Origin of the sequence: Janibacter sp. FSL W8-0316, assembly GCF_038004165.1 — a bacterium.
Classification (GTDB): Bacteria; Actinomycetota; Actinomycetes; order Actinomycetales; family Dermatophilaceae; genus Janibacter; species Janibacter indicus.
This window is the reverse complement of sequence record NZ_JBBOQX010000001.1, coordinates 1,534,338-1,548,289: the sequence shown is the minus strand read 5'-3', so window position 1 is coordinate 1,548,289 and position 13,952 is coordinate 1,534,338. Positions and strand designations below refer to the sequence as shown.

General features: G+C 71.0%; 14 protein-coding genes. 9 read left to right on the top strand and 5 right to left on the bottom strand.

The genetic code is table 11. From position 1 onward, the window contains the following. A complete protein-coding gene (locus tag NYE39_RS07575) occupies positions 1-744 on the top strand; it encodes a succinate dehydrogenase/fumarate reductase iron-sulfur subunit (protein ID WP_072625386.1) in 744 nt (247 codons plus the stop codon). Between the two features lie 29 nt (positions 745-773). Further along, positions 774-1,673: a hypothetical protein gene (locus NYE39_RS07570; protein WP_072625385.1), complete on the top strand. Its 900-nt coding sequence runs from the start codon at positions 774-776 to the stop codon at positions 1,671-1,673. A 9-nt stretch (positions 1,674-1,682) separates the two neighbouring features. Here NYE39_RS07570 and NYE39_RS07565 read toward each other — a convergent pair whose 3' ends face one another. Both NYE39_RS07565 and NYE39_RS07560 read right to left on the bottom strand, forming a co-directional pair. Next, positions 1,683-2,450 (bottom strand): CPBP family intramembrane glutamic endopeptidase, encoded by a 768-nt coding sequence (locus tag NYE39_RS07565; RefSeq protein WP_072625384.1) that lies wholly within the window; start codon positions 2,448-2,450, stop codon positions 1,683-1,685. A 103-nt stretch (positions 2,451-2,553) separates the two neighbouring features. Beyond that, complete coding sequence (locus tag NYE39_RS07560) at positions 2,554-2,736, bottom strand: hypothetical protein (RefSeq protein WP_072625383.1); 183 nt, start codon at positions 2,734-2,736, stop codon at positions 2,554-2,556. A gap of 145 nt (positions 2,737-2,881) precedes the next feature. On the opposite strand from NYE39_RS07560, the gene NYE39_RS07555 reads away from it, so the two are divergent. After that, entirely contained in the window at positions 2,882-3,472 is a 591-nt protein-coding gene (locus NYE39_RS07555; RefSeq protein ID WP_125932858.1) for a TetR/AcrR family transcriptional regulator, read from the top strand. Positions 3,473-3,517: 45 nt separating this feature from the next. On the opposite strand, the gene NYE39_RS07550 is transcribed toward NYE39_RS07555, so the two are convergent. Beyond that, complete coding sequence (locus tag NYE39_RS07550) at positions 3,518-4,609, bottom strand: IS110 family transposase (protein ID WP_072624885.1); 1,092 nt, start codon at positions 4,607-4,609, stop codon at positions 3,518-3,520. A gap of 231 nt (positions 4,610-4,840) precedes the next feature. Next, a complete protein-coding gene (locus tag NYE39_RS07545) occupies positions 4,841-5,437 on the bottom strand; it encodes a DUF4126 domain-containing protein (RefSeq protein ID WP_072625381.1) in 597 nt (198 codons plus the stop codon). A 91-nt stretch (positions 5,438-5,528) separates the two neighbouring features. Here NYE39_RS07545 and metG point away from each other — a divergent pair, with 91 nt between their 5' ends. From metG to NYE39_RS07515, 6 genes are all read left to right on the top strand, one after another. Continuing rightward, complete coding sequence (gene metG / locus NYE39_RS07540; RefSeq protein WP_072625380.1) at positions 5,529-7,328, top strand: methionine--tRNA ligase; 1,800 nt, start codon at positions 5,529-5,531, stop codon at positions 7,326-7,328. Beyond that, on the top strand, positions 7,328-8,212 hold the full coding sequence (locus NYE39_RS07535) for a TatD family hydrolase (protein WP_072625379.1): 885 nt from the start codon (positions 7,328-7,330) through the stop codon (positions 8,210-8,212). Before metG ends, NYE39_RS07535 begins: the two co-directional genes overlap by 1 nt. A gap of 168 nt (positions 8,213-8,380) precedes the next feature. Further along, on the top strand, positions 8,381-9,628 hold the full coding sequence (locus tag NYE39_RS07530; protein WP_341012296.1) for a ubiquitin-like domain-containing protein: 1,248 nt from the start codon (positions 8,381-8,383) through the stop codon (positions 9,626-9,628). Between the two features lie 103 nt (positions 9,629-9,731). Further along, positions 9,732-10,625, top strand: coding sequence for a 16S rRNA (adenine(1518)-N(6)/adenine(1519)-N(6))-dimethyltransferase RsmA (rsmA, locus tag NYE39_RS07525; RefSeq protein WP_341012295.1), 894 nt, complete (start codon positions 9,732-9,734; stop codon positions 10,623-10,625). After that, entirely contained in the window at positions 10,622-11,560 is a 939-nt protein-coding gene (locus NYE39_RS07520) for a 4-(cytidine 5'-diphospho)-2-C-methyl-D-erythritol kinase (protein ID WP_341012294.1), read from the top strand. The genes rsmA and NYE39_RS07520 overlap by 4 nt, the downstream gene beginning before the upstream one ends. Next, positions 11,560-13,383: an ABC-F family ATP-binding cassette domain-containing protein gene (locus NYE39_RS07515; protein WP_341012293.1), complete on the top strand. Its 1,824-nt coding sequence runs from the start codon at positions 11,560-11,562 to the stop codon at positions 13,381-13,383. The genes NYE39_RS07520 and NYE39_RS07515 overlap by 1 nt, the downstream gene beginning before the upstream one ends. 22 nt (positions 13,384-13,405) lie before the next feature. Here the strand turns inward: NYE39_RS07515 and NYE39_RS07510 are convergent, their stop codons facing one another. Then, positions 13,406-13,912, bottom strand: coding sequence for a MarR family winged helix-turn-helix transcriptional regulator (locus NYE39_RS07510; RefSeq protein ID WP_341012292.1), 507 nt, complete (start codon positions 13,910-13,912; stop codon positions 13,406-13,408). Between the last annotated feature and the right edge of the window lie 40 nt (positions 13,913-13,952).

Here is a 13,952-nt window from a genome sequence, read left to right as displayed (position 1 = left end):
ATGGAACTGACCCTCAAGATCTGGCGCCAGGCCGGACCCACGGCGAAGGGCGAACTCGTCACCTACCAGCTCAAGGACATCTCTCCGGACATGTCCTTCCTGGAGATGCTCGACGTCCTCAACGAGCAGCTCATCGCCGAGGGCACCGAGCCGATCGCCTTCGACAGCGACTGCCGCGAAGGCATCTGCGGCATGTGCGGCCTGATGATCTCCGGCGAGGCCCACGGCCCCGAGCGGACGACCACCTGCCAGCTGCACATGCGCTCCTTCCGCAGCGGCGAGACGATCACGGTCGAGCCGTGGCGGGCCAACGCCTTCCCGGTCATCCGCGACCTCGTCGTCGACCGGAGCGCCTTCGACCGGATCATCCAGTCGGGCGGCTTCATCTCGGTCAACACGGGCGCGGCCCCCGAGGCGCACTCGGTGCCGGTGCCCAAGGACAAGGCCGACCGGGCCTTCGACTCGGCCAAGTGCATCGGCTGCGGCGCCTGTGTCGCGGCCTGCCCCAATGCCTCGGGCATGCTCTTCCTCGGCGCCAAGGTCACCCACCTGGGTGAGCTGCCGCAGGGTCAGCCCGAGCGCGGCGGCCGGGTCGTCAAGATGCTCGAGACGCACGACCTCGAGGGCTTCGGCGGGTGCACCAACATCGGTGAGTGCGCGGCGGCGTGCCCCAAGGAGATCCCGCTCGACGTCATCAGCACGCTCAACGCCGACCTGCGCAAGGCGGCGCGCGGCGCTCTCTGAGCCCGCGAGCAGACGACGAGGGGATCGTCATGACTGCGCGTGACCACGCGCCACGGCGCCGCGCCAGCCTGCTGCTGGCCGGCGCCGTGGCGCTGTCCGTCTCCGGGTGTGCCCTGCTGCCCGGGCAGGCATCCCCTTCGAGCTCGGGGGAGCCGGTGGAGACGCTGACGCCGACACCGACGGACGATGCCACCGCATCGTCGTCGACCTCGCCGAGCGGGGACCCGACCGGCCCCAAGCCCCAGACGCCGGACCCGGTGGCCCTGGCTGACGGCATGCGCACCTACATGGACGCTGCGTCGTCGGTGACGATCCGCGGCACCCTGCACGACACCGAGCGGGACATGCAGATGAAGATCCACGCGGAGGGGTCGACTGCGGGGCTGGCCCAGCAGGTCACCTCGGACGCGGGCATCTCGCGCACCACCCTCGAGCTCCCGGGCGGCGGTACGATGGAGAGCATCGTCGTCGGCTGGGACCACTACCTGCGGGTCGACCAGCAGTGGATCGACACCCGCAAGCCCAAGCTCGACAGCCCGCTGCGCAAGCGGGTCGGCGAGTGGGTCAAGGTGCCGCGCCAGCAGTCGCCGGTCGAGCAGTACAAGCCGCACCGCCTGCTCAAGAGCAGCTTCTTCGGGGTGGGGCTGACGCCCGAGGACGTCCGCCGCAGCCCGGCGAGCACGGTCGCCCTCGGCGACGAGTGGGCCTACCTCCTGCAGCTGAACAAGGCGGGCAAGGAGGGCGGCAACGACCAGCAGCGCCAGGTGTGGCTGTCGACCGACGGCAATGCTGCGCTGCTGAAGATGACCTACGGCACCTACCCGGCGCGCACGACGTTGAGCTTCGGCGACTGGGGTTCCAGCCGGGAGAACTGGAAGGCCCCGGCGGGTGCGCGCACGCTCAAGGAGTTCGGCGACGAGGACCTGTGAGCCGCGGGCTCACAGCCAGGCCACGCGGGTGACGAGCAACGCGTAGCCGACGAAGGCGACGATGTCGATGACCCAGTGGGCGATGAACATCGGCATGACCCGGCGCACCCTCAGGTAGACCGCGCCGAGCAGCAGCCCCATCGCGATGTTGCCGACGAAGCCGCCGATGCCCTGGTAGAGGTGGTAGCTGCCCCGCACGAGGGCGCTGGCGACGACGATCGCGACGGGGGACCACCCGGCCTCCCGCCACCTCGTGAAGAGGTAGCCGAGCATGATGACCTCTTCGAGCAGGGCGTTCTGCCCGGCGGCCAGGACGAGGACGGGCACGGTCCACCACGCCTGCGTCAGGTCCGACGCGGCGATGGTCGTGTTGAGGTCGAGGGCGCGGGCGGCGAGGTAGAGACCCAGGCCGGGGATCCCGATCGCCGCGGCGAGGGCGAGTCCCTGGAGCAGGTCGCGGCCCGGCGCGCGGGTGTCGAGCCCGATGAGGTGGGTGGGCCGGCGGTGCTGCCGGGCGAGCAGGTGCAGGGCGAGGGCGACCGGCACCAGCGCCAGTCCGATGCCGACAAGCTGGTGGGCCAGGTCGAGCCACGGCTGGTCGGGGGTCACGGACTGGTTCATCGACGTGACCTGACCGGACAGCCCCTGGTCGGCGGTGAGTTTGCGCAGCAGCGACAGGGCCGACCACAGGGCCGAGGCGCCCAGGGAGACCCCGAGGACGAGAAGTGTCTCGGTGACGGCCGTCCGGGGGGCCAGGGGCTCGGGGGCTGAGGACATGGCCTCAGCGTAGGCGCGGGGTCCGTGGCGTCGTCGCCGGCGTGGACCCCGGCCGGGGGGCGAAGGGGGGAACGGCGGCGGTCCTCCCTTCGTCAGCGATGGATCAGCTGAAGGCGGCCTGACGGTAGTACGTCCGGATGCTCTCCTGACGGGCCTGGCGCACCGGACGGTTGGCAGCGAAGAACTGGAAGGCGGCGACGCCGACGGTCACGAGGAGGAGCGCCAGCGCGAGGCCGACGAGCACGAGCGAGACGGTGACGAAGGTGGTGATGGAGGCGATGCTCATGATGGTGTCAATCCCTTCTACATCTGTTGAAGACATTCATAAAACTACACCCGTAGAAATGTCACGTCAACTCCGCCGTCCGGTGCCGGGTCGCGTCCCCGCGGGCGGCCCTGGCGGGGCCGTGGGAGCGGGTAGCGTGACCCGGATGAGCGTCACTGACAGCACCGAGCTCTCCCCAAGGATGCGGTTGATCCTCGAGTCCGCGACCCGGGTCGTTGCAGCCGGTGGCATGCGGGGGTTGACCCACCGGGCCGTCGACGCCGAGGCCGGGCTGCCGCAGGGGAGCACCTCGGGCTACCTCCGCACGCGGCTGGCCCTGGTCACCGCCCTCACCGAGTTCATCGCGGCCGGCCTCATCGACAGCATCGAAGAGCTCGGTCGGCAGCAGCAGGCCGGTGAGGACGAGGTCAGGCTCGTCGAGCGAGCGCTCGACCTCTTCGTCTCGTGGCTCGATGAGCCCGACGCCTGGACGGCCAAGGCCGAGCTGGCCCAGGAGGCGACCCGTCAGCCGGAGATCGCCGCGGCGATGGCCCCGGCCCGTGACCGCATCGACGGGATCGTGCGGCAGATCCTCGTCCTCGCCGAGGTCGAGGACGCCGATACCAGCGCGCAGGCGGTCATCGCCGCGATGGAGGGCGTGCTCAACAGTGCCCTGACCCGGCCGGTCGAGGAGCGCGAGGCCTATGTGCGCGGAGTCGGACGGCGCATCATCGAGGCCTTCGTCCACGTCGACTGACCACAGCGTCCTGCGTCGGGCTGCGCCGGGATGCTCCTATGGATGTCAAGCGGCCATGGTGAGCGTCTGGTTGTCGGTTGCTGTCTTGGTGATGACGTAGAACATTTCGCGGGCGATGAGGCGTTTGAGGCAGCGGATGACGTCCTTCTTGGACAGTCCTTCGGCAGTGCGTCGGCGCATGTAGGCCTGGGTGCGCGGGTCCCAGCGCAGGCGGCAGAGAACGATCCGGTACAGCGCAGCGTTTGCTTGCCGGTCGCCGCCGCGGTTGAGGCGGTGGCGGTGGATCTTGCCGGACGAGGCGGGGATCGGTGCGACGCCGCACAGCATCGCGAACGCGCCCTCGGAGCGGAGCCGGTCAGCGTTCTCGCCGGCAGTGACCAGCAGCTGTCCGGCGGTGTCGGCGCCGACTCCGTTCAGCTGGAGCAGATCCGGGTTGATCGCGGCGACCAGTGGCTCGATGAGCGCGTCGAGCTCGGCGATGTCCGCTACGAGGGCAGCGTGTCGGCGGGCCAGGTTGCGCAGGGCCACCTTGGTTGCCTGTTCGGGGTCGCTGACGCGCTCGGTGTCGGGCCGCAGAGCGGCGCAGGTGGTCAGCAGCTCTCGGTCGCTCAGGACACGCAGCCGGGCGCGTAGCTCTTCTGGTGCGGTCACGATCAGGGTCTTGATTCGTCGTTGGCAGTCCGCGCGCTGGTCGACTGCGCTGCGGCGTGCCACGCGTAGGTTGCGCAAGGCCTCGACCTTCCCTTCGCGGGCCTTGGGCGTGCCAGTGCGTACCTGGGCCAGGGCGGCGCGGGCTGCGGCCTCGGCATCGATGGGGTCTGACTTGCCAGCGCTGCGTCGGGTCCTGCGGTCGGGCCGGTCCACCTCGACCATCTCGATGCCCTGACTGCTCAGGTAGCGGGCCAGGCCGGCGCCATAGGCGCCGGTGCCCTCGATCCCGACGACCAGAACCACCCCGAGGTCGTGTAGCCAGGCCAGCAGGGCGTGGTAGCCCGCCCCAGTGGCTGGGAACGTGGAGTGGCCCAGTAGCCGGCCGGCCGCATCGACCGCGGCGACAGTGTGGGTGTCTTGGTGGGTGTCGACACCTGCGGCGATCTCGATCTGGTCTCTCGAGCTGTCTGATGCGATGGTGGTCATCGTCGTCCTTCTCCTTCGACTGGTCAGGGGCGGCACGCACCAGCCGAGCGAGCGGACAAGACAGTGATGGGTGCCTGCTGGCACAGGCTCCTATGAGGTCACACACCCTCGTCCGGTGAGTGCACACGAGTCCCGCAGCGGAACGACCGACAGATCCCGTTGAAGACCCGAAGTCAGTCAGGCGCCGAGTCAGGACGACCGCTGCGGGACTCGCCTACACCATCATCACTGTCAGGCGGCGAGGCGGGCTTGTCGTCGCCGGCGCAGCCGGCGCCACGCGCTGAGCACCCAGACCAGCGCCGCCACGAGGACGACGAGCACGAGGATGACGAGCAGGGGCAGGAAGATCGCGACGAGGGCGATGCCCACGGCGACGCCGTCCTCGGCGGTCGAGGCGACCGGCGCGCCGAAGCCCGCCGTGCCGGCGTTGATCACCGGTCTGGAGGCCGCCTTGCCGGTGTGGACCAGCCCGGCGACGACGATGCCGAGCACGACCCCGACCCAGGCGTGCTCCTGCATCCACGTCGACTCGTCGAGCGTGCTCGCGCCGGCGGTGGCGGCGCCCATGAGCCCGCCCATCCCGGGGCGGATCACGGTCTGTACCGCGTCGTTGAGGCTGTCGACCGCGGGCACCTTGTCGAGGGTGATCTCGGTGACGAGCAGCACCGCGCCGATGCCGATCGCCCACCACGACTCCATCCACTCGAAGCCCGTGGGCAGCACGACGGCATCGGTGAAGCGGGCGAGCAGCGCGACGATGATGAAGGGGATGTAGGCGTTGAGACCGGCGGCGGCGCTCAGCCCCATCCCGGTGAGTGCAGCGATCATCGATGCCCCTCTCGTCGGCGGGTGCTCACGCACCTCGTCCCGGCAGGCTAGCGGCGCGGGACGGCGTGGGCTGGGAACCTAGGATGAGGTCATGAAGGTTCTCTCCGCCGTCGCCTGGCCCTATGCCAACGGACCGCGCCACCTCGGCCACGTCGCCGGGTTCGGCGTCCCCTCCGACGTCTTCAGCAGGTACATGCGCATGGCGGGGCACGACGTGCTCATGGTGAGTGGCTCCGACGAGCACGGCACTCCGATCCTCGTCCTGGCCGACAAGCAGGGCACGACGGCGCGCGAGCTCGTCGACACCCACCACGCGACGATCGCCCACGAGCTGGCCGACCTCGGCTGCTCCTACGACCTCTACACGCGCACCACCTCGCGCAACCACTACCAGGTCGTCCAGGACCTCTTCGAGCAGTGCCGGGCCAACGGCTACTTCATCGAGCAGACCCAGCAGGTCGCCCTCGACGCGCGTACCGGCCGCACCCTGCCCGACCGCTACATCGAGGGCACCTGCCCGATCTGCGGCTACGAGGAGGCCCGCGGCGACCAGTGCGACAACTGCGGCAACCAGCTCGAGCCGAGCGACCTCAAGCAGCCGCGCAGCAAGATCGACGGCTCGACGCCGCAGTTCGGCGAGACCGAGCACTTCTTCCTCGACCTGCCGGCCCTGGCCGATGCCCTGCGCGAGTACCTCCAGGGGCGCGAGGCCACCGGCACGTGGCGGCCCAATGTCATCCGCTTCAGCCTCAACATCCTCGACGACATCCGCCCGCGGGCGATGACGCGCGACATCGACTGGGGCATCCCGCTGCCGGGCGAGCTGGCCACCAAATACCCGACGAAGCGCTTCTACGTGTGGTTCGACGCGGTCATCGGCTACCTGTCCGCGTCCATCGAGTGGGCCCGCCGCCAGGGCGACCCCGAGCGTTGGCGCGAGTGGTGGAACGACCCCGAGGCGCTGTCCTACTACTTCATGGGCAAGGACAACATCACCTTCCACAGCCAGATCTGGCCGGCAGAGCTGCTCGCCTACTCCGGCAAGGGGGCAAAGGGGGGCGAGCCCGGCCCCTACGGCGAGCTCAACCTCCCGACCGAGGTCGTCTCCAGCGAGTTCCTGACGATGGAGAGCCGCCAGTTCTCCTCCAGCCGGGGGCACGTCATCGGCGTGCGACACGTCCTCGAGGCCTATGGCCCGGACCCGCTGCGCTACTTCATCTGCGCCGCCGGCCCGGAAAACCAGGATGCCGACTTCACCTGGCCGGACTTCGTCCAGCGCAACAACTCCGAGCTCGTCGCCGGCTGGGGCAACCTCGTCAACCGCACCGCGTCGATGGTCGCCAAGAACTTCGGCGAGATCCCGCAGCCGGGTGACCTCGAGGACGTCGACCGGGCGGTCCTGGCCCGCGTCGCCGCCGCCTTCGACGAGGTCGGTGGGCTGCTCGCCCGCCACCGGCAGAAGGCCGCGCTGGCCGAGGTCATGCGAGTCGTCGGCGACGTCAACAAGTACGTGACCGACACCGAACCCTTCCGCCTCAAGGGCGAAGACCAGCGCGAGCGGCTGGCGACGGTGCTGCACACGCTCACCCAGTGCGTCAGCGACTGCAACCTGCTGCTCGCCCCCTTCCTCCCGCACGCGGCCAACCGGGTCGACGCGGTCCTCGGGGGCGAGGGGGCCCTGGTGCCGATGCCGCACGTCGAGGACGTCGAGGACCTCGACGGTGGCCCCGGTTACCCGGTGATCACCGGCGACTACTCGGGCTTCCCCCGCTGGGAGCCGACCCCGGTGACCGTCGGCACGCCGATCGCCAAGCCGAGCCCGGTCTTCGTCAAGCTCGACGCGGAGGAGGTCGTCGCCACCGAGCGCGCGGCCATGTCGGGGGAGGGCTGATGGGCGACCGCGAGGGCGTCGCGCCGCACCCCGACCCGCTGCCGGTGGCCGTCGTCGACAACCACACGCACCTCGACATCCGCCGTCGTGACGTCGCCGACGCCATTGCTCCCGAAGGGGGTGACGAGCGGACCACGCAGGACGTCGCCGCGGCGCTCGCCACCGCAGCGTCGGTCGGGGTCGACCGGGTGGTGCAGGTCGGCTGCGACCTCGAGAGTGCCCGCTTCACCGTCGACCAGGTCGACCGTCACCCGACGATGCTCGGTGCAGTTGCGTTGCACCCCAACGAGATTCCCGCACTGGCGGAGGCTGGCCGCCTCCAGGAGGCGTGGGACGAGATCGAGCAGCTGGCGGCACATCCGCGGGTTCGCGCCATCGGCGAGACGGGCCTCGACTACTTCCGCACCGGGCCCGACGGGCACGCCGTGCAGCAGGAGTCCTTCCGCTGGCATATCGACCTGGCCAAGCGCACGGGCAAGGCGCTGCAGATCCACGACCGCGACAGCCACGACGACATCCTGCGCATCCTCGCCGAGGAAGGAGCCCCGGAGACGACCGTGCTGCACTGCTTCAGCGGTGACCTCGCGATGGCCCGTGAGTGCGTCCAGCGGGGCTACCACCTCTCCTTCGCCGGCACCGTGACCTTCAAGAGCGCGGCCGGTCTGCGCGAGGCGCTCGCGCACACCCCCCTCGAGCAGGTCCTCGCCGAGACCGATGCCCCCTACCTCACCCCGACGCCCGAGCGGGGCCGCGCCAACGCCCCCTACCTGCTGCCCCACACGGTGCGCGTCATGGCCCGCACGCTGGGCGTCGACGTGCCGACGATGTGCTCGGCGATCTCGGCCAACAGCGAGCGGGTCTACGGCTCGTGGCAGACGTCATAGCGCCGCCCGTTATCAAAACTTGACCTTTGCGTGACCTGTCGGGCAAGGTAGTCCGCTGTTGGCCGGGGCCGGTTTCCCCTGATCTTTTCGCTGACACAGGTGCCCGCCTTCCTTGGGTCCCCGTGCGCGGACCCACCGGTGCCCGGGAGTTTCAAACATCGGAGCACCGTGAGTTCACCCGCGATCCGTCGCATCACCCAGGCCGGCGTCGTCGGCGCCCTGGCGCTCGGCGTCTCGGGCGTCGTCGTCATGGACAAGTCCGTCGCCCTGTCGGTCGACGGCGAGAAGTCCACCGTCCACGCCTTCGGCGGCACCGTCGGTGACGTCCTCGACAAGCAGGGCATCGACCTGGGCCCCCACGACGTCGTCACGCCCTCCGCCGACAGCCCCGTCGACGACGGCCAGACCATCGTCGTGCGCTACGGCCGCAAGCTGACGGTCACCGTGGACGGCAAGGAGCGCGAGTACTGGACGACCGCCACCACGGTCGGCGACGCGCTCAAGCAGCTGGGTATCCGCAACGGCGACGGCGCGGTGCTCTCCGCCTCGCGCTCGCAGTCCATCGGCCGCAAGGGCCTGGACCTGCGCGTGAGCACCCCCAAGGAGATCAAGCTCCTCGTCGGCGGCAAGCGCTCGACCGCGACCGTCACGGCCACCACGGTCGAGGACGCCCTGACCCAGGCCGAGGTCCGCTACGACAGCAACGACCTCATCAAGCCGGGCGCCTCCGCCAGCGTCAAGGACGGCATGACGATCCGCCTGGACCGCGTCAACCGCAAGCCGGGCACCCGGACCGAGGCCATCCCCTTCGAGACGGTCGTCAAGCAGGACTCCTCGCTCTACGAGGGCACGACCAAGGTCGAGCAGGAGGGCCGCGCGGGCTCGCGCACCTCCACCTACAGCTTCACCTACAAGAACGGCGACGTCGTCTTCTCCAAGCGGACCTCGACCAAGGTGACCCAGCAGCCGGTCGACAAGATCGTGCGCCAGGGGACCAAGGCCCGCCCGGCCCCGAAGCCGAAGCCGGCCCCCGCGCCGGAGCCGACCTCGCAGCCGAAGGCCTCGACGCCCAAGGCCTCGACGCCCAAGGCCTCGACGCCCAAGGCCTCGACGCCCAAGGCCTCGACGCCCGCCCCCGAGCCGACGTCCTCCTCGAGCAGCTCCGGCCTCGACACCTCGCGCGCCGCGATGTGGGACCGGATCGCCCAGTGCGAGTCGACGGGCAACTGGTCGATCAACTCCGGCAACGGCTACTACGGCGGCCTGCAGTTCGACATCCAGACCTGGCTCGGCGCCGGCGGAGGGGACTTCGCCCAGCGTGCCGACCTCGCCACCCGCGAGGAGCAGATCACCGTGGCCAACCGCGTCTACGCCGACCGTGGCCTGCAGCCCTGGGGCTGCGCCCACGCGGCCTGACCCCCGCCCCGGGACGGTCGCTCGACGACCTCCTCGGGGAAGGTGACGACGGGCCCCCACGACCGACTCGGTCGTGGGGGCCCGTCGTCATAGAGTCACCCCCATGACGAGCGAGCAGCCCACGCACCCCGAGGACGGGCCCGGTGGCCTGCTCGGGGCAGCCCGCATCCGCGAGCTGGCGCAGCGCCGCGGGGTGCGCCCGACGAAGCAGTGGGGGCAGAACTTCGTCGTCGACGCCAACACTGTGCGGCGCATCGTGCGCGCGGGGGAGGTCACGGCGCAGGACCATGTCGTCGAGATCGGCCCCGGCCTCGGGTCGCTCACCCTCGCGCTGCTCGAGGCGGCCGGCCGGGTGACGGCCGTCGAGGTCGACCCGGTGCTCGCCGCAGCGCTGCCCGGCACCGTCGCCGAGGAGGCGCCCGGTGCCGCAGCTCGCCTCGAGGTCGTCCACGCCGACGCGATGTCCGTGACCGAGCTGCCCGGGCCGGCGCCCACCGCCCTCGTGGCCAACCTGCCCTACAACATCTCCGTGCCGGTCGTGCTGCACTTCCTCGAGACCTTCCCGAGCATCGAGCGCGTCCTGGTCATGGTCCAGCTCGAGGTCGCCGAGCGCCTCGCCGCCGGCCCCGGCAGCAAGACCTACGGCGTCCCGAGCGTCAAGGCCGCCTGGTGGACCGACGTGGCCCTCGCGGGTCGGGTCTCCCGGACGATCTTCTGGCCGGTGCCCAATGTCGACTCCGGGCTGGTCCGTCTCGTGCGCCGTGAGCCGCCGCAGACCGCGGCGACGCGCGAGCAGGTCTTCGCCGTCGTCGACGCTGCCTTCGCCCAGCGACGCAAGACGCTGCGGGCCTCCCTTCGCTCCGTGGCCGGCTCGGGTGAGGTCGCCGAGCAGGCCCTCCTCGCCGCCGGGGTGGACCCTCGCACCCGGGGCGAGCAGCTCGACGTGGCGGCCTTCGCGCGGATCACCGAGGAACTCATGGCTAGGGTGACGCCATGACCTCCGTCCTCGACTCGCCCGCGCCCGTCACCGTGCGCGCCCCGGCGAAGGTCAACCTCGAGCTCTTCGTGGGCCCGCTGCGCGACGACGGCTTCCACGCCCTCTCGACCGTCTACCAGGCCGTCGGCCTGCACGACGACGTCACCGCCGCACTCGCCGACGACTGGGGTTGCTCGGTCCGTGGTCGTGACGCCGACAAGGTGCCGACCGACGAGTCCAACCTCGCGCTGCAGGCCGCGCTCGCCCTCTCGGAGCACACCGGGGGCCAGGAGCCGGTCCACCTGTCGATCCACAAGGAGATCCCTGTCGCCGGCGGCATGGCCGGGGGCTCGGCCGACGCTGCCGCGGCGCTCGTCGCCTGTGACGCCCTGTGGGGCACCGCCCTGTCGCGGGAGGAGCTCGAGGAGATCGCCGCCGGTATCGGCAGCGACGTGCCCTTCCTCCTCCACGGCGGGACGGCCGTCGGGTCGGGCCGCGGCGAGGTCGTCACGGCCGTCCTGGCGAAGGGGACGTACCACTGGGTCGTCGTCCCGTCGGCCGCGAGTGGGCTGTCGACGCCGCTGGTCTACTCCGCCTTCGACCAGCGCACGGCCGGCACCCGGCTCGACGACCCGCACCCCAGCGCCGCCCTGATGAGCGCGCTGCGTGCCGGCGACCCGAGCGCACTCGCGCCCGTCCTCGACAACGACCTGCAGGCCGACGCGATCGCGCTGCAGCCGGGCATCGGCGAGGTCATCGAGGCCGCCATGGGCTTCGGGGCGCTCGCCGCGATCGTCTCCGGGTCGGGCCCGACCGTCGCGATCCTCACCGAGTCCGCGGAGGGCGCCATCGACGTCGCCGTGGCGCTCACCGCGTCGGGGGTCGCCGATGACGTCTTGCGCGCCACCGGGCCGGTCCAGGGTGCCCACGTCCTGCCGACGGTGCGCACGTCCTGATGGCCACGCCCCTCCTCGGAGCCGAGTCGCTCCACCTCGAGTACCCCACGCGCGTCGTCTTCGACTCGGTCAGCCTCGGCATCGAGGAGGGCGACCGGATCGGGCTCGTCGGGCGCAACGGCGACGGCAAGTCGAGCCTGCTCGGCATGCTCGCCGGGACCATCGAGCCGCAGTCCGGTCGGATCACCCGCCGTGGTGGCGTGCGCTTCGGTGTCCTCGGCCAGACCGACGACCTCGACCCCACGGCGACCGTCGGGCACAGCATCGTCGGCGACCGGCCCGAGCACGAGTGGGCCGGCGACGCGCGCGTGCGTGACGTCATCGGCGGCCTCGTCGCCGACGTGCCGTGGGACGCGCTCGTCGGCGAGCTCTCCGGCGGCCAGCGCCGCCGGGTGGCGCTCGCCGCGCTCCTGGTCGGCGAGTGGGACCTCATCGCCCTCGACGAGCCGACCAACCACCTCGACGTCGAGGGCATCTCGTGGCTCGCCGAGCACCTCAAGCGACGGTGGGCGCGCACGTCGGGCGGCCTGCTCGTCATCACCCACGACCGGTGGTTCCTCGACGAGGTGTGCACCGAGACCTGGGAGGTCCACGACGGCATCGTCGAGCCCTTCGAGGGCGGCTACGCCGCCTACGTCCTCCAGCGCGTCGAGCGCGACCGCATCGCTGCCGCGACCGAGCAGAAGCGCCAGAACCTCATGCGCAAGGAGCTCGCCTGGCTGCGTCGTGGCGCCCCGGCGCGCACCTCGAAGCCGAAGTTCCGCATCGACGCCGCCAACCAGCTCATCGAGGACGTGCCCCCGGTGCGCAACCCCATCGAGCTGCAGCGGATGGCCGTCGCCCGTCTGGGCAAGGACGTCATCGACCTCGAGGACGCGGGCGTGAGCTTCGGCGACCGCACGATCCTGCGCAACATCACCTGGCGCATCGCGCCGGGCGAGCGCACCGGGATCCTCGGCGCCAACGGCGCCGGCAAGTCGACCCTCCTGGGGCTCGTCGCCGGGACGATCGCGCCGACGAGCGGGCGGGTCAAGCGCGGCAAGACGGTGAAGTTCGGCTTCCTCGACCAGCAGTTCTCGCAGCTGGCGAGCATCGGTTCCGACCGGGTGCGCGAGGTGCTCGCCCGCACGAAGACGACCTTCACCATCGAGGGACGCGACCACACGCCGGCGCAGCTGCTCGAGCGGCTCGGCTTTGCCCGCGAGCACCTGTCGGCGCGCGTCGACGACCTCTCCGGCGGTCAGAAGAGGCGCCTGCAGCTGCTGCTCCTGCTCCTCGACGAGCCCAATGTCATCGCCCTCGACGAGCCGACCAACGACGTCGACTCCGACATGCTCGCGGCGATGGAGGACCTGCTCGACTCGTGGCCGGGCACGCTCATCGTCATCTCCCACGACCGCTACCTGCTCGAGCGGGTCACCGACCAGCAGTACGCGATCCTCGACGGCCGGCTGCGGCACGTGCCCGGCGGTGTCGACGAGTACCTGCGGCTGCGCGCCGCGCAGGCCGGCACCACCGGTGCCCGTGACGTGGTGGCGCAGGCCACGGCGACCACGACGAAGGGGGCAGATGGTCCCCCTTCGTCATCGGCGGAGCCGAGCGTGGACCCGGCGACGCAGCGCGAGGCACGCAAGGCGATGGCCCGGATCGAGAAGCAGCTGGCCAAGGTGGCCGCCCGCGAGGACAAGCTGCACCACGAGATGGCCGAGTCGGTGCACGACCACACGCGGCTCGCGGAGCTCAACGCGACGCTCGGCGAGCTCGCGGAGGAAAAAGAGGTGCTCGAGCTCGAGTGGCTGGAGTGCGCCGAGCTCGTCGGCTGAGCCCGAGCGGAGGGGAGCCCGCTCAGGCCTCGAAGGGGGCGAGCAGGCGCTTGAGGGCGCGGGTGAGCGCCGCGCGCTCGTCGGTCGACATGTCGTCGAGGAGCTCGCCCTCGCGGGAGAGCAGGTCGGCCATCGCCGCGTCGACCGCCGCCTGGCCCACCTGCGTGAGGCGGACGATGACGCCTCGGCGGTCGGTGGGCGAACGGAGTCGCTCGACCCAGCCCTTGGTGGCGAGGCGGTCGATGCGGTTGGTCATCGTCCCCGAGGTCACGAGCGTCTCCTGGACGAGGCGACCGGGGGAGAGCTGGTAGGGCTGACCGGCGCGACGCAGCGCGGAGAGCACGTCGAACTCCCAGCCCTCGAGCTCGTGCCGGGCGAAGGCGCTCGTGCGGTCGAGATCGAGCAACCGGGCCAGCCGGGAGACGCGGGAGAAGACGTGGAGCGGCTCGACGTCGAGGTCGGGGCGCTCGCGTCGCCAGGCCTCGACGATGGCGTCGACGTCGTCGGACGGGTCGTGGCGGCTGCTCATCCGTCAAGAATACCTGCGGTCATGAATCTTGATGTCGAGA